This window comes from Halomonas bluephagenesis (assembly GCF_054790765.1).
Genome location: NZ_CP133631.1, coordinates 3,076,763 through 3,098,170, shown reverse-complemented (window position 1 = coordinate 3,098,170; position 21,408 = coordinate 3,076,763). Strand labels below are relative to the sequence as shown.

The window sequence follows — 21,408 nt, the reverse complement described above, 5'->3', positions numbered from 1 at the left end:
GATTAACGCTCCCCTGGTAAGTCAGTCGAGTGGTGATGCGGTTGACGAATAACACCCACGCTGACCCACATACGCCAGAGCGATACCGCCGCGATAAAAATAACGCACAACACCAGTGAAAGGCTGACCAAGCTTAGCGGTACGCCCATGATGGCGGAGCGTCCGCTTGAACGCGTGAGTACTTGATAACCACCCCAGATCATTACCAGCATCAGCCCGGTGATAATCAGGTGTTGTAAGAAATAGAGCATGTGCGCAACACGCAACGGTAAGCGCCTCACCAGCGCATCAACAGCAATATGCTCATAGCGTGCAACCGCCGCCGCTGCGCCAATAAAGACCAGCCAGATAAACAGCATGCGCGCCAACTCATCGACCCAGGGAAGTGAATGATTAAACACAGCGCGGCCAACGACATTACTAGAAACCGCCACAATCAGCGCCGCCAGAATAGCGCCAATCAAATACTCCATAGCGAGCGTTAACCAGCGAAACAGCACCGGGCCCTGGCGCGTCTCGGTATCAAGCTCAAGTAGCTTGCGATTAGGGTCGTTCAAATAAACCGACGGATCTTCCAACGTCGGTGCTTCCGAGGTCACCGCGTTTGGGGGAGTAGAGGAGGTAGTCATAAGAACTCCAAGGGGCACTAACACGTCGGGCAGGCACATGGGCCTGCCCGTTGGCGCGCTATACATAGCAGATTAGTGGCTGTTTTCTTCCACGATTTGTTGAATTTCAGCGATCAGATCTTCACCGATACGCGGCGCCCACTCTTCATAAACAGGCTGTACTGCGTCTTGGAAAGCGGCTAACTGCTCATCGTCTAAACGGGTGATTTGCATACCACGTGCTTCTAACTGTTCACGCGACCAGTCGTCATACTCGGCAGAAAGTTGGATTTCGTACTCAGCCGACTGACGGGCAGCTTCCTGCACCAGCTCTTGATACTCAGGTGCCATGCGGTTCCAGGTACGCTCAGAGAGCATCATGATAAATGGCGTATAAACGTGGCGTGTTTCGGTGCCGTAATCCTGCACTTCATTGAAGTTAGAGGTCAGGATAGTACTCCACGGGTTTTCCTGGCCGTCCACAACGCCTTGCTCAAGTGCTGAAAATAGCTCACCGAAGGCCATTGGCGTTGGGTTGGCACCCAGCGCTTCCCAAATTGCCAGATGAACCGGGTTTTGCATGGTACGTACGCTCAGGCCGCGAACATCCAGGCCAGCAACATCTTCAGGTGATTCCACTGGGCGTGCGCTGTTAGACAACTGGCGATAGCCATTTTCAGAGAAAGCTAGTGCTTTCAGGCCGGTGCCCTCAAACGCATCTAGCATTCCCTGGGCAACGTCACTCTGCATAACAGCAACCGCTGCTTCGCGGCTCGGCAGCAGGGATGGAAGGTCGAACGCAGAGAGCGCTTGCACATAACCGGTGGTAGCCGAACTTGAAGGATAGGTCATATCCAGCGTGCCGGTTTGCAGCATTTCCATCATCTGGACGTCATCGCCCAACTGACTGTTAGGGAAAACATTGACCGTGATACGGCCATCTGTGCGCTGTTCAAGAATTTCACCGAAGTACTGGCTAGACAGAAACTGCGGCGATGTTTCGGACAGCCCAATGCCCATACGCAGAGTGTGACTTCCGTGGTCAGCCACTACCTCGCCTTCAATCGCAGGTGGATCAGAAAGTTCAGGGCTTTGAGCATGTGCCATGCCGAAAGTCAGAGTGGTCGCACCGACCAGAGTAAGCGTGCTGCGCCAAATCGTTGTCATGACGTTATCTCCAGAGTATTCGTTGTTGTTAGTTTGCTATTTACCGAAAGACTATCGAATTGTATCGGCCATCAGGTTTGCGGTTTGTGTTTCAACAAATTTGTTACCGGTAACATTCGATAGATGAAGGCTAGCTACCCCGGCTCGTGGTGTCAAAACAAAACGTCCAACTTACGACCAACGTCTAGGGATAGCTACTCACTGCCCCGCGCGCTACATTACGCGTTATGCACCCTGTCCCGGAGTCGACATGCCAGCGCTAGACCCTTGTAGCGAACTAGAGCTAGATCACCAGCTCTGCTTCGCGCTGTATTCAACATCGCTGATGATGACCAAAGTTTATAAACCTTTGCTCAAAGAGCTAGGGCTCACTTACCCGCAATACCTCGCCATGCTGGTACTGTGGCAAGAAGATGGCCTGACAGTAGGTGCCCTAAGCAAACGTTTACTTACAGACCCAGGCTCGTTAACGCCGCTGCTAAAGCGGCTTGAAAGTGACCAGCTACTTATCCGAAAGCGTAGTCTTCAAGATGAGCGTGTCGTTGAATTATTCCTGACAAAGAAAGGCCGTTCGCTACGTGAACAGGCTCGCCATATTCCCAGCTGCGTCGTTAACGCCAGCGAAACGTCGGTAGAAACACTCAACCAGTTGAAAGAGGATTTAGTCCAACTGCGCAAAAGCTTACAAAAGGTCAAATAGCCTGATGAACGCTGTGGTCAGATACTCATTTTCTTTGCCTATTTACTTGCGCACAAAATAAAGCTGCACTAAATTAAAACCCCAAGCACCAGTTTGGCCCATAACAACCATGTATAGGAAATGATCTATGTCTATTGAAACCGTTGCTTACCGCGCACACGCTCACGCCACTGGCGGCCGCGAGGGCCATGCTAAGTCCTCTGACGGCGCGCTGGACGTAAAACTCAGCACACCGAAAGAATTAGGTGGCTCTGGCGGCGACGGCACCAACCCCGAACAGCTGTTTGCTGCGGGCTATTCTGCTTGCTTTTTAGGTGCTCTTAAGCACGTAGCGAGCCAGGAAAAAGTTACCCTGCCCGAGGATACCCAGATCGATGGCAGTGTGGGTATTGGCGCCATTCCCACTGGCTTCGGTATTGAAGTTGAGCTAAAAATCAGCTTGCCTGGTCTTGAAAAAGACGTTGCCCAAACTCTGGTCGACAAAGCCCATATTGTTTGCCCCTACTCCAACGCTACCCGCGGTAATATTGATGTCACGCTGACGCTGGTTTAATTACCTAGCGCCCAGGCCACCGCTTTGCTTGCGTGCAGGGCGGTGGTGTCATATAGGGGTACTTGGGTGTGATGCTGTTCAACCAACAGCGCTATCTCTGTACAGCCAAGAATCACGGCCTGTGCGCCCTGCTGATGAAGCGACGCAATAATATCCAGATACCGCTGGCGCGATGAGTCGTTGATATGGCCATGGCACAGTTCATCGAAAATGACCTGATGCACCACGCCACGCTCCTCTTCATTGGGAATCACCACATCGATCCCAAAGCGCTCTTTTAAGCGTGCCTTGTAAAAATCCTGCTCCATCGTGAAACGGGTACCTATTAATCCGACCCGCGTCACGCCATCACGCTGACATTTTTCCCCGGTAGCATCGGCAATATGTAAAAAAGGAATCTGAATAGCGGCTTCTATCGCAGGTGCGACGTTGTGCATGGTGTTCGTGGCCAACAGTAAACACTCTGCTCCAGCCTGTTCAATGCGTTTGGAGGCGCTTGCGAGTAACTGGCCAGCAGTCTGCCAATCGCCCTGTTTTTGCAGCGTTTCTATCTCAGCAAAATCGACACTTACCATCACAATCTGCGCCGAGTGGAAACCGCCGAGTGCCTGATTAACGCCTTGGTTCAGCGCCTGATAATAGCTTTGTGTCGACTCCCAGCTCATGCCGCCTAATACGCCAATAGTCCGCATAACATTTCTCCATGGTAAATAACTATTTATTATCAGGCTAACAACACACTATCCTTGTACCCACGTTTTATGGCCCCATAACGCCTTAGTATTCGCAACATTTCGGGTGAGTCGCTGCACCGCCCTTTTTAATTGTAGGAATAGCGAGGACAACATGAGCGACAACACGACTTATACGCCACCGCGGGTTTGGAAATGGGAACCTGGTAACGGTGGAAAATTCGCTAACATCAATCGCCCCATTGCTGGTGCGACCCACGAGAAAGCATTACCCGTGGGTAAGCATCCGCTGCAGCTCTACTCTCTTGCAACCCCAAACGGCGTAAAAGTCACGGTAATGCTTGAAGAGCTGCTAGAACAGGGTATTAAACAAGCGGAATACGATGCTCACCTGATACAAATTGGCGAAGGTGATCAGTTTGGTAGCGGCTTTGTTGAGGTAAACCCCAACTCTAAAATTCCAGCGCTAATGGATCACAGCACCACCCCGCCCCAGCGGGTCTTTGAGTCAGGAGCGATTCTGCTTTATTTGGCTGAGAAATTTGGTGCGTTCTTACCCAATGACCCGGCGAAGCGAACCGAGTGCCTCTCCTGGTTATTTTGGCAAATGGGCAGTGCGCCCATGCTTGGCGGTGGCTTTGGTCACTTTTATGCTTACGCACCAGAAAAATATCAGTACCCGATTGATCGCTATACCATGGAAGTGAAACGCCAGCTTGATGTACTGGATCGCCACTTAGCGGATAACCGCTTTATGGCGGGAGATGAGTACACCATCGCGGATATGGCGATTCACCCGTGGTACGGCGCATTGGTGAAAAACCGCGTGTATGAAGCAGCTGAGTTTCTAGAAGCCCATACCTACCAGAACGTTTTACGCTGGACCGAAGAGATTGACGCACGCCCTGCCGTGCAACGTGGGCGAATGGTTAACCGCACCTGGGGAGAACCTAACGAACAGCTCCACGAACGCCACGATGCCAGTGACTTTATTAACAAGACCGAAGATAAACGTTAAACCCGGAATCAATGCGAACCGCCGCAGCTGTCGCATTGATTAACTACCGCCAAGGATGGCGATTTATCCGTTCTTCGCAATCAACCTTTTTCACTATCGATCTTTATTTTATTGTCCATAGCGTGTTTGCCAGAGGCAGTCCATGTTTGATCCAAAGTACGCCCAGCTGATATTTTCCTTCTTAATGGCACTGTTTATGTCGTGCATTATGTCGCTGGTGATTACGCTCTACAATGTCGGCTTTATTGATGGCATCATCTTTGTTTGGTTGAAAGCGTGGCTATTTGCTTTCGCGGTTGCTCTACCGGTAATTAATTTAGTAGCACCTATCGTACGACGCTTGGTAAAGGTGCTTATTAAACATTCACACTAAATATTCATACTAAACACCCAGGCCCAACATCCAAACTTAGCTCCGTTGATAGAGCCGAGCCTGTGTCACAAGCCCGGCTCTAGCGTAGCCGCCGTTGTAATATCGCTACTTAGAACTGGTACCGAACATTACCTGTAATGCTACGGCGGGCGCCATATCCACAATCGCCACCTTCGTAGCGGCACCAGGAAATGGTTTCTTCATCCGTGGCATTTTTCACATCAACCGAGAAGTCCCACTCGCCCACCGTATAGCCCACCATGGCGTCATAAAGCGTGTTAGAAGGCACAACGGGGGCATTGCCAGAACCAACATTATCCCCTACGTAGCGCACTCCTGCGCCAATACGCCAGTTGCTACCGACATAAAGACGGTTCCACCAGGAGGCCTGCTCTTCGGCAACGAACGGTAGCCGAGCACCCGTGCTATCGTTGGTCGCGTTTATATTGGTATACGCTAGCTGCGTCTCGAATTGCTGCCAGCGTTTATTGACCTGCAGCTCCCAGCCATCTACCACAGCACCCACTTGCTCTACACCGCCCGGTGTTGCGCCATCGCTGACTCGGTTATGCTGGGTAATATCAAAGTAAGCCGCGCTAATTGCCAACGACTGATCTGGCGAGATGTACTTAAAGCCAATCTCTTCTTGGTCACCGGTGGTAGGTTTCAACGGGCTGGGGTTCGCCGTGCCATCGCTGCCCAGATTCATCGAAAAGGCTTCCGCGTAGCTCACATAAGGCGAGAAGCCGTTATCAAAGCGGTACATCAGCCCCAGCCGCCCAGTTGTTTCACCTTCATCGCTAACCGTGTCGGGCCCTGACAACGCTAGCGTACGATTTTCTGCCCAGTCTCGTCGCAAGCCTGCGGATACAACGACCGGCCCGATTTCAATATGGTCGGCAAGATACACCCCGACCTGCTCGATTTCATTGTCGGGGCGATCGGTTGGGCTGAGCGCGTCTAGCTTCAGGTTGCCGTATTGGGGGTTATACACATTAAAGCGGCCGCCCTCGCCATACCCGTAATAGTAGTTATCCTGAGACCAACGGGCATCCTGACGATCAATACCGGTAATCAGCGTATGCTGGGTGCCACCCACTTCAAACGTTCCTTCCATACGCGCATCTATATTCAAAATACGCGTATCCGCATCTGCCATGAAGATCGTACGATTCACATCACCGCTGGCATCAGGAATACTGGGGATATCTACCCAATGTTCGCGAGTTTCGGTGCGAGAATTGGTGTAGCGCGCGGTGGCTGAAAAACCCCAGTTATCGTTCAACTGGTGATCAACAAACAGCGTTGCTTCAGTTTTTTCGCTGTCATAACGATCCCAGCCAGGTTCACCGACAAAGCGTTCAGAACCAATAAAGCCTTTTGAACCCGGCTCTAACGTGCCGACCTGAGGCAAGAACTGGGCAGACACCTGACTTTTATCTTCCTGGCGATTAAGTAGCAGCGTGATACTGGTATCGTCACTGGGACGCCAGGTAAACGAAGGTGCGATTAAGTAACCGTCATCGGCAACGTGGTCCACCTGAGTGTCGCTATCGCGCGCCAAACCAACGACCCGATACAAAAATGTGCCCTCTTCATCCGCAGCGCCAGTGAAATCAAATGCTAGCTGTTTGCGATCAAAAGAGCCGTACTGTGCCCAAACCTCTCCACTACGCTCTTCTTGGGGAAGCTTAGAAACACCATTAATAATGCCACCAAGATCTGCTTGGCCGTAAAGCATGGAAGACGGTCCACGCAGCACTTCGACACTTTCCAGCGCATAAACATTTGTTCGCACCGTATTATAAGAGCCATACAATTGGCGCAAACCATCCAAATAGCGCCCAGCATCTAGCCCACGTACTTTGGCACTATCGCCACGGGTATCAAACCCAAAGTTACCGGCGTAAACACCGGGGGTGTAGAGCAACGCATCCTGAATATTTTTAGCACCGCTGTCTTGTATAAACTCTCGATCGATAACCGACATAGAGAATGGCTGGTCTGCCAGCGGCACATCAAGCTTACCAACACTGGGATCTCGCTCAGCATCAATGTAGCCGAAGCGCCCTGCTGCGTCGGCAGTCACTTCGACTGTGCCAAGGTCGACGCTGTCATTAGTTGCGCTGTCTTGCGCATGAACGGCTGACATAGCCGCAGTCGACGTCAGCGCTACAGCAACGCTTAGCCGACGCAATCGAAAAGTAGGTGTAAAGGTCATTTGAATAGGATTCCAGAGCGAATGTTAAAGTTAATGATAGTAATTTTTATTCGCAAAAATATAGAGACCTAACCAAACGATGTCAATGCGCCCATAAGGCGACGTGGCAGAAGACAATAGCGGCGCTAGAAATGGACTTGGAAGGGAACCTCTCCTGCTGGCAGCCCTGCAGGAGAGGGAAATAAAACAAAAGCTATCAACAAGAAGTCAAAACACCTGCTACTTACTGAATACGAGAGTTATTCAGCGCGTAATTCCAAACACGATAGAAGTAAAAAATATACCCAAGACCAAACGTTAAAATTGAGATAATCATCCACAAAATGATATGACCAATATTGCTAAAAATATTGATATCACACACCATCTTACGCTCTGCACCAGTTGCAATATCCACGACTGAAGTGCGATTAATCACAAAGCGTGAAAACGAATAGGGGAAGAAAAACAGTGCAATCCCGAAGGTAATAATCGTTAGCACCACCCAAATCAACAAGTGGCCAATAATATCTAGAATAGAGAGATTCGCTTTAATATTCACGGTGCGCCCTTAAACGTTAAGAAACAAAGTGGCGCAGATTACCACCCACGTGTGTAAGCGTGAATGAAAAATTGCCGTCATGGCTATAAATTTATGATTTTTAATCGTTTAGTGAAGTCCACGAACGCCGTTCAGGCTTGAACCTGTACCTTCATCTTCCCGCTTAACAACACTAAGCGATCCATCTGTTTCAAGTACAACTGCTTGCGCTGCTTCTAGGCTTGCGAGGCCGCTGCTGCGGACGGCAGAGCGCACTTCGTCTTTGGTGACCCGTGCTCGGCGCAGGGAGGCCGTTAAAAATTTGCCACGGTACAGCAGCATCAATGGTTCGCCCGTCACCAACCGCTTTACCCAACTAACGCGTACGCTAAGCCATGTAATCACAAACTGAAGTGAAATCAGCAAGGCTAATGCCAGCGCTCCCTCTGCTAAAGCTACGTCTTTTGAAAGCAGCACGGTGGCCAACGTAGACCCCAGTGCAACAGTCACAATCAAGTCAAAGGCATTCATTTTAGACAGCGTGCGATTTCCCGAAATACGCAAAAACGCGACCAGCACGCCATAAGCAAGTACCCCAACGATCAACGTACGCAGCAAACTTCCCCAGCCGCTATAAAAGACCATATCCATATGAATCAACTCCTAAATGGTTATTAATGAGGAACATCTGGAGCCTTCCTATATTCAGGGTAGCAACCACCACCTAGGAGTGCGATGCCCACCACTCCGCATACGAGCTATTGTGAGGGGCAAGACCACCTTCATCGGGGGCGCCGTCCTGCCACCATACCGGGCCGCGCTCCCCCAGCAGTTCCTTGGCAGACTGCACCGCCTCGCGTGCTTGGCGTAGCGCTATTTCATCGTTTTGTTGCTGAGCAGTGCGCACCGCTCGGCGGGCTTTCATCAGCGCCTTTATGTGGGTACGTTTTTCATCATCGCTCAAGCGTGGGTCGGTACAGCGCCATAGCCGGTTTTTAGCCACAAAATAGCGGCCATCCGGCGTATGTGAGTACTTGTTGGCCATACCGCCCCCTTCCGCTTATTGTTTTACTAAAAGCGTTTCGTTAGCGTAATTGAACCGAATTTGTCTTGCTCATCTTGTCCGTCAAACTCACGCGTACGCTGAACAGCGGCGTACGTCACCTGCCAATCTTCCCAGGCCATGGCAAGCCCGGCGGAGGCTTCTGCTACCCATTCTTCACGGTCAACAGAATGGCTATCTCTAAACGTATTACCATCAAGTGTTAAGTTCTGCGCCATGTAGTAGCCTTCTACATTCGCAAACAGATACCACTGCCACCCACGATGGCCACTCATTAAATGGCGGCTGCCCGGGTTAGGTGTCAGCGTAGGAATGCCTTCGGCATCGTCCCCCCAGCGTGCGCTATAGCCAGCACTTGCATAGGTATACAAGTTGCCTAACGCTGCGCCCACACTGGGGCCGTGGGAGAACTGTTTACCTGCTAGCGGTATGTCATTCCACCAGTGGCGACGAACGGTTACATTCACCAGCGCCTCATCGCCCAGCTGGTTTTTCCAACCACGGGGGCGGTCGCTATCGGTGACACGGTGTACTTCACGCTGAATACTGTCGGCGAGCGAGGAGGGCCCCACGACACCAATATCAAGATGTAAATCGGTGGCTTGCGTCCACGGCCCCATCGGTACATCTTCATAAAGCGACAGGCCGCCGTAGACAAGACCTGCATAGGGGCGGTCATCTTCTATCAGAGAGTGGCGTTCGATATTGTTCGGCGTATAAATCTGGTGAATTAAGCGATAAGACGCTCTATCCGCTTGGCCGATAAAGCTATCGGGCAGCGCCGTCGCAAGGCGTTGCAGCCAACTTTGTGCTTGCGGCGTAAAGGTCCAGTTAAGCTCAAAACCACTGGTGAAGTGGCCGTCATCGCTGCTAGCAAGGCCATCATTTTCAAGCTTAACCGACAGGGAACTGTCGCTAGCTATAGCCAATGAGGGCAGTAAGCTTAACGGCAAAATAATGGGCAGTACCTTCCAGCATAGTGCGGAGGTATTGTTCATAGCTCAATCCTTGAGTATCGGGGGGAGGCAAGAGTGTTCAATCATTAACAAACATGAATGATTGCATGTAATAGCACGAATAGATAGCAAGCGTACTTTCTTGCTATCTATTCGCTAACTCAGTGCCTATCACGACATCCTGTCGTGAAAAAACGTCACCACACCATGGCCAAAACCTAGTGCTGAATCCGTTAGCGGTCTCGCAGTAGCCATTGCGGCGTGATTTCATGCTGGCCATTTTCATCGGTAATAAACAGCGAACCGTCGCTGATCATTACTGCCCAATTAATAGACCGCGGCAAATCCGCCGCGATGGTCGTAAGTGCCTCTTGGGGTAGCCCTGCCACATGAACATTTTTGAGTGCTGCCACTGCCGGTAACACTTTATTTTCCCACAGATCCACTCGCCCATAAGCCAACAGCGAAACACGCTCCGCACGGCGTGAACACCAAGTAAGACGTTCGGCATCAGGCAGGCCCACTTCTATCCAATGAAGCACGCGGCCATCCAAGCTTTTTTCCCACAAGGCAGGCTCGTCGACATCGGAAAGGCCGCGACCAAAAGCGAGCGATTCGCTGTACCACAGTAGGTAGGCGATCAAGCGTGCGCACATTCGGTCTTCGGTTTCAGAAGGGTGGCGGGCCACCGTAAAACGCAGCGTCTCAAAGACATTGCGATCAAGGTCCGTCAGGTTGACATCAACTTTGTAGGGGGTAGCACTCAACGCCATTGGAGATATCCATCTAAAATTTGCGCCAGTGTAGCGGATTTATCGAAACACAGGGCGGCAGTGCGCTATACCGCGCGGTAATCGTTTAATAAAGTGGCGTTTTTAATCGTGTCCTGCTCATGCATTGGCTCACGCCAGGTTTCTGCCAACGCTGCCTGGTACCACTCTTCCATGGCCGGATGGGCCAGTAGACGCTGAACATAAGCCTGTGATGCTTCGCTCAGCGGCAGGGTAAAGGTCTGTACCCGAAACGCAACAGGCGCGTAAAACGCATCAACAGCAGACAGCTTTTCCCCTGCCAAAAAGGGCCCCCCAAAGCGTTCAAGCCCTTCCTGCCATAGCGTATCCAGCCGTGCCAAATTGTTGTTTAGACCTGCTGAAAGCTCTTTAAGCCCAACACGCACGCCGCAGTTCATTGGACACTCAGCGCGCAGTGCACCAAACCCGCTGTGCATTTCAGCGCTGGCACAACGTGCCCAGGCGCGTGCTGCTTTGTCTTCCGGCCACACACTTGGGTACGTTTCAGCAAGATACTCAACAATAGCCAACGAGTCCCATACCGCCACCTCATCATCCGAATCCACCAAACATGGCACCAAGCCAGAAGGTGAGAAACGCGTAAAGGTGGCATGACTGTCCCCCACCCCACCTTCAAATGGCATAACATGTTCATTGAAGGGGATATTCAGCGCCTTCATTAGCACCCAAGGGCGCAGCGACCAAGACGAGTAATTCTTGTTGGCGATATACAGATCAAACATGCAACATTCCTTGTATAGGAAGTTAATAAGCAGCCATTCTTAACGCGCCGCCTGGGCTAAGGTATTGCCTCCTAATCCCATTAATACGCCGCCGCCGATGCGTTGAATCAACCTGGAGGGGCCATGGGACTTTTGTAGCCACTCCCGCAGCGGGCTGGCCAGCAGCACCACCATGACATCTGCAGAAGAGAACAACATATTGGTGGCGACACCTAGCCAAAGCAGTTGCCATGCCACCGGTATAACGCTGTCGGGCTGAACAAATTGAGGTAGAAACGCTACGAAGAAGAGCGCCGTCTTAGGATTGAGCACTTCTACCAGAAAGCTGTCACGCAGTACGCGCTTAGTAGTAGCCAGTGGAACTTCGTCGCCATGGGAGCGAATGCCTTGCTTCCATAAACGCAGCCCCATCCAGAGCAGGTAAAGCCCTCCGATGATCTTCATGGCAATGTAAGCTGGCGGAATGGCCGCAAACAGCAGCGCCAAGCCTAGCGCGGCAGCAATAACGTGGACGTAGCAACCGATATGTACACCGATAACCGCTAACCATCCTGCGCGTCGGCCTCGCCCCAGGGTTTGCGCTGCGGTGTACAACATCGCTGGTCCGGGTAGATAAGCAAAACCAAGCGCGGCAATTAAAAACGCGGCCCATTGCATCGTGACAGTTCCAAAGAAATCAGAGGTAGTAAGCCTGAGAATAAAACGGGGGGAGCGCAAGCGCTACCCCCTAAATAAGTAAAATTTGAATGAGCGAAAGCTTAGAAGTTAGGTTTGCGCTTCTCAACGAAAGCACTCATGCCCTCTTTCTGCTCTTCGCCAGCAAAGCAGAACGCAAACAGGCTGGTTTCCAGCGCCAGAGCGCTACCAAGGTCTTGATCTAGCCCGTCGTGAACGGCTTGCTTAGCACCGCGCACAGACAGTGGGCCGTTACCTTTAAGCTGCTTGGTGAGCTCTTCCACATAGTTTTCAAGCTCAGCCTGGGGCATCACACGGTTAACTAGCCCAATGCGCAGCGCTTCCTGGGCATCAATTTTGCGGCCAGTGGTTACTAGGTCAATCGCCATGGCGGGACCAACACGACGCGGCAAACGCTGGGTGCCGCCAAAGCCAGGAATGACGCCTAACAACACTTCAGGCTGGCCGAAGACAGCGTTTTCACTGGCTAACGCCCAGTCGCAGGCCAGTGCCAATTCGCAGCCGCCGCCAAGGCAAAACCCGTTCACTAGCGCGACCACCGGCACGGGCAATGTTTCTAAGCGCTTGATAGTCCGCAGTGCCTGGGTAGCAAAAGCACGCGCTTCTTCTGGGGGTTTATCACGCATTTCGGTGATATCAGCACCGGCAACAAACGACTTTTCACCGGCGCCAGTGATGATGACAGCGCGTAAACGTGGGTGCGCCTCAAGTTCCACAAGGTGTTCTTCTAAGGCACTTAGCACATCGCTATTCAATGCATTCAATGCTTTAGGGCGATTTATCGTCAATCGCACCATGCCGTCGTTATCAACTTTTTCAATCACTGCATCGCTCATACAGGCTCCTTAATTGTTATTGCGCATTAAAAATGAATACCCGCCAACCCTAGCGAACGCTTGGTTGGTAGGCAATCACTTCTTTTGTCGCGCTTGACTGACCTGATCCGCTTATCCTTACTTACGCATGCTCACTCGTAGATATGGAAGCCGCGACCGCTCTTACGTCCCAGGTACCCCGCATCCACCATGCGTTTTAGCAACGGGCAGGGGCGATATTTAGGGTCACCAAACCCTTCCTGCAACACATTCATGATCGCCAAACAAACATCGAGACCAATCAAGTCTGCAAGCGCCAACGGCCCCATTGGGTGGGCAGCGCCCAACTTCATTGCTTCATCAATGGCCTCCGGCGTTGCGGTTCCTTCTTGAACGATAAAGGCAGCTTCGTTGATCATCGGCACCAACAAGCGATTAACCGCAAAGCCCGGTGCATCACCAATGGGCACCGCCGTTTTACCAAGCGCTTTCGCCAGCGCTTCTATGCGCTCAACGGTGGTATCAGAGGTTTGTTCAGCACGAATCACTTCCACTAACTTGAGCACCGGCACTGGGTTGAAAAAGTGCATGCCCACTACCCGCTCGGGTCGCTCGCACACAGCGGCTAGCCGCGTTAGCGAGAGTGACGAGGTGTTAGAGGCAAGAATCGCGTCGCTGCTTAAATGACTAAGGTCACGAAACAGCTTCTCTTTCAGCGCGGGCTGCTCTGGGGCGGCTTCAATAATAATGCCACAGTCACTTAGCGCTTCTAGATCAGTAGTAGTGGAAAGCCGCGACAGTGCCTCCTGCTTAGCTGACTCGCTCATTTTTTCTTTCGCGACCAGCTTGCCAAGACCTTTATCAATATTGGCTTGGGCACGAGTAAGCTGCTCATCGGCGACATCAAAGAGACGAACCGTAAAACCACTGGCAGCGACCACCTGGGCGATCCCCTGCCCCATGGTGCCAGCTCCCACTACCCCGATTGGTTGTTCACTCATCGTTATTTTTCCCCTGAATCAGTGCTGTTTCGCTTCTTCACGCAGCACAAACTTTTGAATTTTTCCCGTTGACGTTTTTGGCAGTTCACTAAAAATGACGGTCTTGGGTACTTTGAAGCTCGCTAAATGCTCTCGGCAGTGAGCAATAATGTCGGCTTCGGTAATTTCACCATAACCGATTTTTAATTTAACAAACGCGCAAGGTGTCTCACCCCACTTTTCATCGGGCTTAGCCACAACGGCGGCTTCTTCTACCGCAGGGTGGCTATAAATGGCATCTTCCACTTCGATGGTGGAGATATTTTCACCGCCGGAAATAATGATGTCTTTAGAACGGTCTTTAATCTCGATATAGCCATCGGCGTGCCAAACCGCGAGATCACCGGTGTGATACCAGCCCCCTTCCAAGGCTTTCTCAGTGGCTTCGGCATTCTTCAGATAGCCTTTCATCACGTTGTTGCCACGCATCAAAATTTCACCGATGGTCTCGCCATCCTTCGCGACGGGTTCAAGGGATAGCGGGTCAGCCACGCAGAGCGCCTCAAGCATGTGGTAGCGCACCCCTTGGCGAGCCTTGATCTTGGCACGGGATTCCAGCGGTAGCTCATTCCACGCTTCACGCCAAGCGCAAACCGTCACCGGGCCATAAACCTCGGTTAACCCGTACACATGGGTCACTTCAATGCCGAGTTTCTCAACACCAGCAATCACTGACGCAGGCGGCGCGGCACCGGCGGTGGTCACTTTCACGGGATGATCAAATTCACGCTTCTGATCAGCCGGCAAGTTCACAAGTCCATTCAGTACAATCGGCGCACCGCTGAAATGCGTGACCTTCTCATCCACAATAAGGTCGTTGATCCGCTTTGGGTCGACTTTGCGCAGGCACACGCTAACACCGGCGTTGGCGGCAATCGTCCAGGGGAAACACCAGCCATTGCAGTGGAACATCGGCAGGGTCCAGAGATACACCGGATGATGTGGCATGGCCCACTCTAGGATATTGCTGACCGCGTTTAAGTAGGCGCCACGGTGATGATAAACCACCCCTTTAGGCTTGCCCGTAGTTCCCGAAGTATAATTAAGTGAAATAGCTTGCCACTCATCTTTAGGCAGCGTGTAGGCATAGTCAGCCTCACCTTCTGCAAGCAACGCTTCATACTCAACCTCACCAATGCCTTGGGTTTCGCCTAAAAACTCCAGATCGAAAACGTCAATAATCAGCGGCTTATCGTCTAATAAGGCAACGGCGTCGTTGATGACCTGTGCAAATTCAGGATCAACAAGAATGGCTTTCGCTTCACCATGGGCCAGCATGTAGCTGATTGCTTCGGCATCCAGGCGAATATTCAAAGTATTAAGCACGCACCCTGCCAGTGGCACCCCAAAATGGGCTTCAAACATCGCCGGGATGTTCGGCAGCATTGCCGCCACCGTTTGGCCGGGCTGAAGGCCGCGCTTTTCAAGCGCCGAAGCCAACTGGCGACAACGAGTCCAGGTTTCTGCCCAGGTGCGGCGCGTTGTGCCATGCACCACCGCCGGGTAATCAGGATACACCGCCGCCGAACGCTCAATAAACGTCAATGGAGATAGCGGTACATGGTTAGCAATCGTGGGTGGCATGCCCTGCTCAAAAATGGATGCGTTCATAAATCACCTTTTGTGTTGACCGTTTTTATCTTGATAGTTAATCGCGCAATAGCTTTTTTATCGTTAGCGTTGATCTTGCTCTTCCGCGTCTTGGCTAGGCGCAGGCTCACGCCCGAACATATTTGTTTTTTGTACTAACACGTACAGCACGACCCCCGCGGCTAACCCCCACCCTGCACCATATACCGCCAATACGACGGCCATCGTGCCTGCGACGCCACGCTCAGCGGTGGTTTTAGTCTGTTCAATACCTACCATTAAGCAAATATAGCCAGTCAGCAGCAGGGTGAGCGAGAGTGCAATGGGCAACACCGGCTGAAACATGCTGACCAATGGCAGCGTAAATAGCGCAATAAAGCCGGTAATCCAGAAAGTGCCGCCGCCGCTATAAATCGATTCCATGGCATGTCGGCCATTCTTATAACGCTCAGCCATGGTGGCCGTTACAGCAGTCCAGATCGGGCCCGCCAAACCAGGATAGGGGGCAAAGAAAGCATGCATGCCGTTACGAATAGCGGTGACGTGGTGGATACGATCCGTGCTGTAGTCGATTTTTTCATCGGTACGAATATGATCCACACGGGACATCAACGTACGCCCTACGACAATGTCGCCGAACGCGATAACGTAGGCAATCACCGCCGTGGGTATGGCCAGCACAAAGACATCAACGCCAGGAAAGCCGACTGTAAAAGGTAGGTAGTTCCACATCTCAGTGAAATTCGGCTGGGTAATCCCCCACTCAATGGTAGGGCGTGGGTACTCACCAATCGCCCAAGCCACCAGAATCGCGATAATCATGCCTGGCACCATGCCGTAGTTGGCAATTTTGCGCATGATTGCGTGATCTTCCACCCAGCGTTTAAAGGCCACCGAAAACAGCATGAAAATAGCAATTAACATACCGGCGATCAGTGACACAGGGGTCTCAGCTAAACGCCCACCCTGCTGTATTTCACCGGTAATGGCCGCGATACCGGCACCGATAATAATGCCCGCCTGAAGGGAGTTAGGAACCAGGTGAACCAGCTTACGGCCCAGCCCGGTTACCCCTAAGATTAAGAAAATCAGAAAGACCAAGAATTGAAGTGCGAACAGCGCCTGAATAGCCTCAGGGCCTGGCTCAAAATCACCCAGGAACGCCAACACCACCGGCACGGCAGGCGTAATCCAGCCGGGCACCATCGGCACGCCTAGCAACGCGGGAAGCATAAAGCCGACGCCGCACACCACCACATACGCCAGGGCAACATCATAAGGCAAACCAAGGAACTGCTCTAAAAGCGGAATCATCGCCAGGCTAACCACAAACATGATGAGCCCCTGAATCATCTCTGCCATTTCCCAACGATAATGGACAAAGGGGAGCCGCACTTTAAACGGCCCTAAGGGCCAATATGGCTGCTCTTCACCGTGCTGGCGGTGCTTAAGTTGCATGAAGTACTCCTTGGTTTTAGTCATTAATGTTGTTGTGAATACCATTGCTTTGAACCGAAACAACGATTCAGCGTGACAATACACACAGCCGTACTGGCGCGATTAAGCACAGCGATACGCTTTAAAACGATCGTTTCACTGCGTATTAACGTAAGCCGCCGACCCAATGGGTCGGCGGAAATCAATGGTTAAGCAATCACGCTTGTGGGTAGTTTATGGCGTTAATTCGAAGTCACTCAGGCACTGCATACCCGCTTCGATAACCGCGCGTTGCGCGCGGCCATTCGGCAGCCACTGGGTGATAACAAAATTGGCGCTACACAGCTTGGCGCGATAAAACGGCTCATCACTGCCCTTTTGTAGCGCGCTGGTCGCATGAAGTGCGGCGCTTCCCATCTGCCAGGCACACAGCACATGGCCTGCCAGATTGAGCAACGGCGTCGCATAGGCCTGCACCGCATCTGGGCCAGTTTCTGGGTCACTGCCTTGCTCAAGCACAAGCTGCATAGCGGCCCGCAGGTCGTCGGCTCCTGCAGCCAGTGCATCACCAAGTGATGTAAGGCTAGATTCGGCTCGCAGCGCTTCTGCCGTATTGAGCACGTCATCTATCAGTGCTGTTAATGCCGCACCACCATCACGCTGTAGCTTACGCCCCGCTAAATCGAGAGCCTGAATGCCATTCGTACCCTCATAAATAGGCGCAATTCGTGCGTCTCGAAGTAGCTGGGCGGCGCCAGTTTCTTCCACATAGCCCATGCCGCCATGCACCTGAATACCCATCGATGCGATATCCACGGCTTGGTCGGTCGAAAAGCTTTTGACGATAGGGATCAGTACATCGGCGCACGCCTGGGCAGTTTGGCGCTCGTTGTCGCTTTCACTGTGCCGGGCAAGGTCCAACTGACCAGCACAGTAAAGCGCCAGGGCACGAAGGGCATCGGTACGAGCGCGCATTGAGAGCAGCATCCGGCGCACATCTAAGTGGTCGCTGATAGTGCATTCACTACCGCCACGAGATTTAGGCGAACGCCCCTGGGTGCGCTCCAAGGCATAAGCAAATGCATGCTGACAAGCACGCTCTGCCAAACCGATACCTTGAATACCCACTTTGTGACGCGCTTCGTTCATCATGGTGAACATGTGGTTGAGGCCACGTCCCTCTTCCCCCACCAGATAACCGATAGCGCCGTCATTCTCGCCAAAGCTTAAGGTGCAGGTAGGCGAACCATGAATGCCCAGCTTGTGTTCAATAGAGGCACAGGTCACGTCGTTACGCTCGCCCAGCGAGCCATCCGCATTAACCAGAAACTTGGGCACTAGGAAAAGTGAAATGCCCTTGTTGCCTTCGGGCGCATCGGGTTTGCGCGCCAGCACAAGGTGAATGATATTTTCGGCGGCGTCGTGTTCGCCCCAGGTGATATAGATTTTTTGGCCACTAATGCGGTAGTGGTCGCCTTCTGGGATGGCTTTAGTGCGTACTTTAGAAAGATCGGAGCCTGCCTGAGACTCCGTCAGATTCATGGTACCTGTCCAGGTACCTTCAACGAGCTTGGGGAGATACGTCGTTTTTAGCGTTTCGCTGCCGTGATGCGCCAGCGCTTCGATCGCGCCTGCCGTCAACATAGGGCAAAGACCCAGGGCCATATTGGCGCCGTGGAGCATTTCTTGAACGGCACTGGCGACCACTTCGGGTAGGTTTTGGCCACCTAGCGCTTCAGAAACACCAATGCCATTCCAGCCGCCTTCTACATACGCTTGGTAGGCCGCAGCGAACCCTTCCGAGGTGGTGACACTACCATCCGTGTGGCGCTTGGCACCTTGCCGATCACCGACACTATTGAGTGGCCCCCACACATCGCCTGCGAGTTTTGCTGCCTCTTCCAGCACCGCCTCAACCAAGTCGGGAGTGGCTTTTTCAAAGCCTGGCAGTGCAAGCGAGCGGTGTGCGAGTAACTCTTCGAGCACAAAACGCAAATCGCGTACCGGCGCGGCATAATAATTCATGGCAAAACCTCAGCGGAAATCGGTGATAAACAGCAATTAGTAAAAACACTATCACGAATAGTAGTTTCACTACTTTCATCACACCATTAGCCCAAGGTCTCACCTGCTGAAATAACATCAGCTCACTATCTACGTTTTTGTCTCAATTTTGCCCTATCCGCCCGAGTTAATTATCGACGAGCCTCGGTTTCCACATCATCGTAATAAACGATATGGGTTTGGTCTTCTGAGGGCGGGCCAACAATGGGTTCAACCGCACCCACGTCAGGCACGACATCAGAAAGGTCTTCCAAGTGCTCGTGCTCGAGCGCGCCTTGCATCAGTTCCTCTGTGACCACTAGCTCGGCACCTGCCGCCGTCATCGGCGTTGTTGGTGTAAAGGGAGCCACGGGAACCGGTGCAGGCCGCACGCTGCGCCGCCAACCAAAGAACAAGAGGAAAAACAGACTCAGTGAGCCAAATGCCCAGAACAGCCCCGCATCTCCCATGGCGGTCATTACCGGAGAGATCATAAGCGGGCTGATGGTGGCCCCAATGGAGTTGATTAATAACAGGCCCTGGCTCATGCGTACCAGTGCGCCTGCCGGAGCACGGTCGGCGGCATGGCTAACCGCCACCGGGTAAAGCGCAAATACACCGCCACCCAGTAAGAACAGCAGCGCTGCCAGCAAGGGCGTCGACATTGGCAGCCATATCATGGCCGCCGAAATCACTACACAGAAAGCGCTGATTCCGATCAATACGATTTGACGGTCGTGGCGGTCAGACCAGCGGCCAATGGGGTATTGAAGTAACATAGCGCCAAGAATCACGACGGCCATCATTTGCCCCACCTGATTGACGCTCATGCCAATGCGCTGCAAATACAGTGGCAGCAAGGTATAAGCGCCAGCCACTACCATGCCAGACCCTAAACTCCCCATCACTCCCGTCGGCGTCATGGTAATCAAACGGTGCGGCGGAAGCGGCTCAGCGTGCTCTATAATGGGCGATACCCGTGGAATCATTGCCATGGGCAGCACCGATAAAGACGCCAATAGACCAATCACCATAAAGGGAGCCGTTACCCCCATGGCACTGGTTACCCCCAACAGCAACTGCCCCAGCACACCCGCGGCGTACAGCGAGATCATATACATCGCTAGCAATCGACCACGTACTTTTTGATCGCCCGATGTCAGCAACCAACTTTCAATCACTAAGTAAACGCCCACGGTGGCCCAGCCGCCAATTAAGCGCAGCACAAACCAAGCCCAAGGGTCAAAAAACAGCCCTTGCAGTAACACCGTGACAGCAACCAGTGAAGCAAAGCTACCGTAAGCGCGGATATGGCCTATACGCAGTAGCAAACGGTCATTAACCAATGCACCTAACGCTAAGCCAATAAAGTAAGCCGAGGAGACAATACCAATCACCGTTGCCGACTCGCCCGCAGCGTCTAGCCGCACGGTAATCAGCGTGGCGAGAAAGCCATTGCCAATCCCAAGAATAAACAGCCCTAATAAGGGCGCTAGCGCCATAGCTAGCAGTTGCCGCGACATGTGTATACCTACCTTGCCTGAATAAAGAGTGGCCCGAATAACGATAAGCACGAATAACGAGAGGTTAGCCGTTAGCTCGCCTATCTCAAGCACGCCCATCACATCAGGCAGGCAGAAAACGGGCGCGCAATTATTGCTTTCAATGCTACAAAGTCAATGCTTTTTCATAGCCTTGGTATATAAATTAGTGTTTTTTAAATATTGCCGTGTCATTGCCAGGAAATTCCACTGACAAACCTCGCTGATCAGCCCACCAACAAAACGTCGCTTCACTGAAAAAGCACACATGGGTTGGGTCATTAATGTAGTGCCAGCGGGCAAATGCCTCGGGGGTGCTGACACGTTTTGTCATCACCCCAAGATAGCCCCCAGGGACTAATTTCTCGACCAGTTGGCTAAGTTCGTCGCCAGGTGATGACAAATGCTCTACTACCTCGGTGGCAGTAATAAAGTCATACCGACAGTTCAGCACTGCGACGTCTGGGGCATAAAAAATATCGTAAATCGCCATCGCGAGCCCCGCCTCTTCAAACATTACCGACAACGTAGGACCTGGACCACAGCCAAAGTCCAGCCCTCGGGCACCTTGCGGCAGTTTAGCCACTAATGGGTCAAATAAACGCCCCAGAAAACGCCGATATCCCGTATCATGCGGCGAATTCTGATGCTGGTCGTACTCTGCTTTTTCTTGAAGTGCATTTAAATGCTGTTCAGCAGGCACAAACACCAAGGCACACGTGGCACACTGGTAGTAATCGCGGCGACGGTCTTGGTGATATAGCGTCGGGTGAGGCGTATTGCATAGCGGGCAGCGTCGCATCATCGTATTCTCATGTTTTACGTTTGTATTTAAGGAAAG

General features: G+C 52.2%; 22 protein-coding genes. 4 read left to right on the top strand and 18 right to left on the bottom strand.

Going from position 1 to position 21,408, the window contains the following annotated elements; all coding sequences use genetic code 11:
• Nucleotides 1-2: 2 nt before the first annotated feature.
• Both REH51_RS14030 and REH51_RS14025 read right to left on the bottom strand, forming a co-directional pair.
• Nucleotides 3-629: a TRAP transporter small permease gene (locus tag REH51_RS14030; RefSeq protein ID WP_498936112.1), complete on the bottom strand. Its 627-nt coding sequence runs from the start codon at nucleotides 627-629 to the stop codon at nucleotides 3-5.
• 72 nt (nucleotides 630-701) lie between these two features.
• Nucleotides 702-1,775, bottom strand: coding sequence for a TRAP transporter substrate-binding protein (locus tag REH51_RS14025; protein ID WP_498936110.1), 1,074 nt, complete (start codon nucleotides 1,773-1,775; stop codon nucleotides 702-704).
• A gap of 250 nt (nucleotides 1,776-2,025) precedes the next feature.
• Between REH51_RS14025 and REH51_RS14020 the strand changes: the two genes are divergently transcribed.
• Together REH51_RS14020 and REH51_RS14015 are read left to right on the top strand one after the other, a co-directional pair.
• Complete coding sequence (locus REH51_RS14020) at nucleotides 2,026-2,475, top strand: MarR family winged helix-turn-helix transcriptional regulator (protein WP_009722463.1); 450 nt, start codon at nucleotides 2,026-2,028, stop codon at nucleotides 2,473-2,475.
• Nucleotides 2,476-2,602: 127 nt separating this feature from the next.
• Entirely contained in the window at nucleotides 2,603-3,028 is a 426-nt protein-coding gene (locus REH51_RS14015; RefSeq protein WP_009722462.1) for an organic hydroperoxide resistance protein, read from the top strand.
• Here the strand turns inward: REH51_RS14015 and REH51_RS14010 are convergent.
• A complete protein-coding gene (locus REH51_RS14010; protein ID WP_009722461.1) occupies nucleotides 3,025-3,720 on the bottom strand; it encodes an aspartate/glutamate racemase family protein in 696 nt (231 codons plus the stop codon). The genes REH51_RS14015 and REH51_RS14010 overlap by 4 nt on opposite strands.
• A 154-nt stretch (nucleotides 3,721-3,874) precedes the next feature.
• On the opposite strand from REH51_RS14010, the gene yghU reads away from it, so the two are divergent.
• Both yghU and REH51_RS14000 read left to right on the top strand, forming a co-directional pair.
• Complete coding sequence (yghU, locus tag REH51_RS14005; protein WP_009722460.1) at nucleotides 3,875-4,738, top strand: glutathione-dependent disulfide-bond oxidoreductase; 864 nt, start codon at nucleotides 3,875-3,877, stop codon at nucleotides 4,736-4,738.
• 142 nt (nucleotides 4,739-4,880) lie between these two features.
• A complete protein-coding gene (locus REH51_RS14000; RefSeq protein ID WP_009722459.1) occupies nucleotides 4,881-5,111 on the top strand; it encodes a DUF2798 domain-containing protein in 231 nt (76 codons plus the stop codon).
• A gap of 109 nt (nucleotides 5,112-5,220) precedes the next feature.
• Here REH51_RS14000 and REH51_RS13995 read toward each other — a convergent pair whose 3' ends face one another.
• From REH51_RS13995 to REH51_RS13925, 15 genes are all read right to left on the bottom strand, one after another.
• Nucleotides 5,221-7,332 carry a TonB-dependent siderophore receptor gene (locus REH51_RS13995; RefSeq protein ID WP_498936108.1) on the bottom strand — a complete coding sequence of 704 codons (2,112 nt, stop codon included), beginning with the start codon at nucleotides 7,330-7,332 and terminating at the stop codon, nucleotides 5,221-5,223.
• Nucleotides 7,333-7,555: 223 nt separating this feature from the next.
• Nucleotides 7,556-7,873: a DUF6693 family protein gene (locus tag REH51_RS13990; RefSeq protein ID WP_009722457.1), complete on the bottom strand. Its 318-nt coding sequence runs from the start codon at nucleotides 7,871-7,873 to the stop codon at nucleotides 7,556-7,558.
• Nucleotides 7,874-7,981: 108 nt separating this feature from the next.
• Entirely contained in the window at nucleotides 7,982-8,503 is a 522-nt protein-coding gene (locus REH51_RS13985) for a DUF421 domain-containing protein (protein WP_498936107.1), read from the bottom strand.
• 73 nt (nucleotides 8,504-8,576) lie between these two features.
• Nucleotides 8,577-8,897: a hypothetical protein gene (locus REH51_RS13980; RefSeq protein WP_009722455.1), complete on the bottom strand. Its 321-nt coding sequence runs from the start codon at nucleotides 8,895-8,897 to the stop codon at nucleotides 8,577-8,579.
• 26 nt (nucleotides 8,898-8,923) lie between these two features.
• A complete protein-coding gene (locus REH51_RS13975; protein ID WP_009722454.1) occupies nucleotides 8,924-9,913 on the bottom strand; it encodes a lipid A deacylase LpxR family protein in 990 nt (329 codons plus the stop codon).
• A 191-nt stretch (nucleotides 9,914-10,104) separates the two neighbouring features.
• Entirely contained in the window at nucleotides 10,105-10,644 is a 540-nt protein-coding gene (locus REH51_RS13970; protein WP_009722453.1) for a YaeQ family protein, read from the bottom strand.
• Between the two features lie 65 nt (nucleotides 10,645-10,709).
• Entirely contained in the window at nucleotides 10,710-11,405 is a 696-nt protein-coding gene (locus REH51_RS13965; RefSeq protein ID WP_498936106.1) for a glutathione S-transferase family protein, read from the bottom strand.
• 39 nt (nucleotides 11,406-11,444) lie between these two features.
• Nucleotides 11,445-12,062 carry a LysE family translocator gene (locus REH51_RS13960; protein ID WP_009722451.1) on the bottom strand — a complete coding sequence of 206 codons (618 nt, stop codon included), beginning with the start codon at nucleotides 12,060-12,062 and terminating at the stop codon, nucleotides 11,445-11,447.
• Nucleotides 12,063-12,163: 101 nt separating this feature from the next.
• Entirely contained in the window at nucleotides 12,164-12,937 is a 774-nt protein-coding gene (locus tag REH51_RS13955) for an enoyl-CoA hydratase/isomerase family protein (protein ID WP_498936104.1), read from the bottom strand.
• Nucleotides 12,938-13,068: 131 nt separating this feature from the next.
• Complete coding sequence (locus REH51_RS13950) at nucleotides 13,069-13,917, bottom strand: 3-hydroxybutyryl-CoA dehydrogenase (RefSeq protein WP_009722449.1); 849 nt, start codon at nucleotides 13,915-13,917, stop codon at nucleotides 13,069-13,071.
• A gap of 18 nt (nucleotides 13,918-13,935) precedes the next feature.
• Entirely contained in the window at nucleotides 13,936-15,567 is a 1,632-nt protein-coding gene (locus REH51_RS13945; protein ID WP_009722448.1) for an acyl-CoA synthetase, read from the bottom strand.
• Between the two features lie 63 nt (nucleotides 15,568-15,630).
• Nucleotides 15,631-17,004, bottom strand: coding sequence for a solute carrier family 23 protein (locus REH51_RS13940; RefSeq protein ID WP_009722447.1), 1,374 nt, complete (start codon nucleotides 17,002-17,004; stop codon nucleotides 15,631-15,633).
• Nucleotides 17,005-17,217: 213 nt separating this feature from the next.
• On the bottom strand, nucleotides 17,218-19,008 hold the full coding sequence (locus REH51_RS13935) for an acyl-CoA dehydrogenase (RefSeq protein WP_498936102.1): 1,791 nt from the start codon (nucleotides 19,006-19,008) through the stop codon (nucleotides 17,218-17,220).
• Nucleotides 19,009-19,178: 170 nt separating this feature from the next.
• On the bottom strand, nucleotides 19,179-20,549 hold the full coding sequence (locus tag REH51_RS13930; RefSeq protein ID WP_498936100.1) for an MFS transporter: 1,371 nt from the start codon (nucleotides 20,547-20,549) through the stop codon (nucleotides 19,179-19,181).
• A gap of 184 nt (nucleotides 20,550-20,733) precedes the next feature.
• Complete coding sequence (locus REH51_RS13925) at nucleotides 20,734-21,372, bottom strand: class I SAM-dependent methyltransferase (protein WP_009722444.1); 639 nt, start codon at nucleotides 21,370-21,372, stop codon at nucleotides 20,734-20,736.
• Between the last annotated feature and the right edge of the window lie 36 nt (nucleotides 21,373-21,408).

Excerpts from the sequence above, each read along its gene's own strand:
- REH51_RS14030 (WP_498936112.1), bottom strand. The coding sequence starts at position 629 with ATGACTACCTCCTCTACTCCCCCAAACGCGGTGACCTCGGAAGCACCG.
- REH51_RS14025 (WP_498936110.1), bottom strand. The coding sequence starts at position 1,775 with ATGACAACGATTTGGCGCAGCACGCTTACTCTGGTCGGTGCGACCACT.
- REH51_RS14020 (WP_009722463.1), top strand. The coding sequence starts at position 2,026 with ATGCCAGCGCTAGACCCTTGTAGCGAACTAGAGCTAGATCACCAGCTC.
- REH51_RS14015 (WP_009722462.1), top strand. The coding sequence starts at position 2,603 with ATGTCTATTGAAACCGTTGCTTACCGCGCACACGCTCACGCCACTGGC.
- REH51_RS14010 (WP_009722461.1), bottom strand. The coding sequence starts at position 3,720 with ATGCGGACTATTGGCGTATTAGGCGGCATGAGCTGGGAGTCGACACAA.
- yghU (WP_009722460.1), top strand. The coding sequence starts at position 3,875 with ATGAGCGACAACACGACTTATACGCCACCGCGGGTTTGGAAATGGGAA.
- REH51_RS14000 (WP_009722459.1), top strand. The coding sequence starts at position 4,881 with ATGTTTGATCCAAAGTACGCCCAGCTGATATTTTCCTTCTTAATGGCA.
- REH51_RS13995 (WP_498936108.1), bottom strand. The coding sequence starts at position 7,332 with ATGACCTTTACACCTACTTTTCGATTGCGTCGGCTAAGCGTTGCTGTA.
- REH51_RS13985 (WP_498936107.1), bottom strand. The coding sequence starts at position 8,503 with ATGGATATGGTCTTTTATAGCGGCTGGGGAAGTTTGCTGCGTACGTTG.
- REH51_RS13980 (WP_009722455.1), bottom strand. The coding sequence starts at position 8,897 with ATGGCCAACAAGTACTCACATACGCCGGATGGCCGCTATTTTGTGGCT.
- REH51_RS13975 (WP_009722454.1), bottom strand. The coding sequence starts at position 9,913 with ATGAACAATACCTCCGCACTATGCTGGAAGGTACTGCCCATTATTTTG.
- REH51_RS13970 (WP_009722453.1), bottom strand. The coding sequence starts at position 10,644 with ATGGCGTTGAGTGCTACCCCCTACAAAGTTGATGTCAACCTGACGGAC.
- REH51_RS13965 (WP_498936106.1), bottom strand. The coding sequence starts at position 11,405 with ATGTTTGATCTGTATATCGCCAACAAGAATTACTCGTCTTGGTCGCTG.
- REH51_RS13960 (WP_009722451.1), bottom strand. The coding sequence starts at position 12,062 with ATGCAATGGGCCGCGTTTTTAATTGCCGCGCTTGGTTTTGCTTATCTA.
- REH51_RS13955 (WP_498936104.1), bottom strand. The coding sequence starts at position 12,937 with ATGAGCGATGCAGTGATTGAAAAAGTTGATAACGACGGCATGGTGCGA.
- REH51_RS13950 (WP_009722449.1), bottom strand. The coding sequence starts at position 13,917 with ATGAGTGAACAACCAATCGGGGTAGTGGGAGCTGGCACCATGGGGCAG.
- REH51_RS13945 (WP_009722448.1), bottom strand. The coding sequence starts at position 15,567 with ATGAACGCATCCATTTTTGAGCAGGGCATGCCACCCACGATTGCTAAC.
- REH51_RS13940 (WP_009722447.1), bottom strand. The coding sequence starts at position 17,004 with ATGCAACTTAAGCACCGCCAGCACGGTGAAGAGCAGCCATATTGGCCC.
- REH51_RS13935 (WP_498936102.1), bottom strand. The coding sequence starts at position 19,008 with ATGAATTATTATGCCGCGCCGGTACGCGATTTGCGTTTTGTGCTCGAA.
- REH51_RS13930 (WP_498936100.1), bottom strand. The coding sequence starts at position 20,549 with ATGTCGCGGCAACTGCTAGCTATGGCGCTAGCGCCCTTATTAGGGCTG.
- REH51_RS13925 (WP_009722444.1), bottom strand. The coding sequence starts at position 21,372 with ATGATGCGACGCTGCCCGCTATGCAATACGCCTCACCCGACGCTATAT.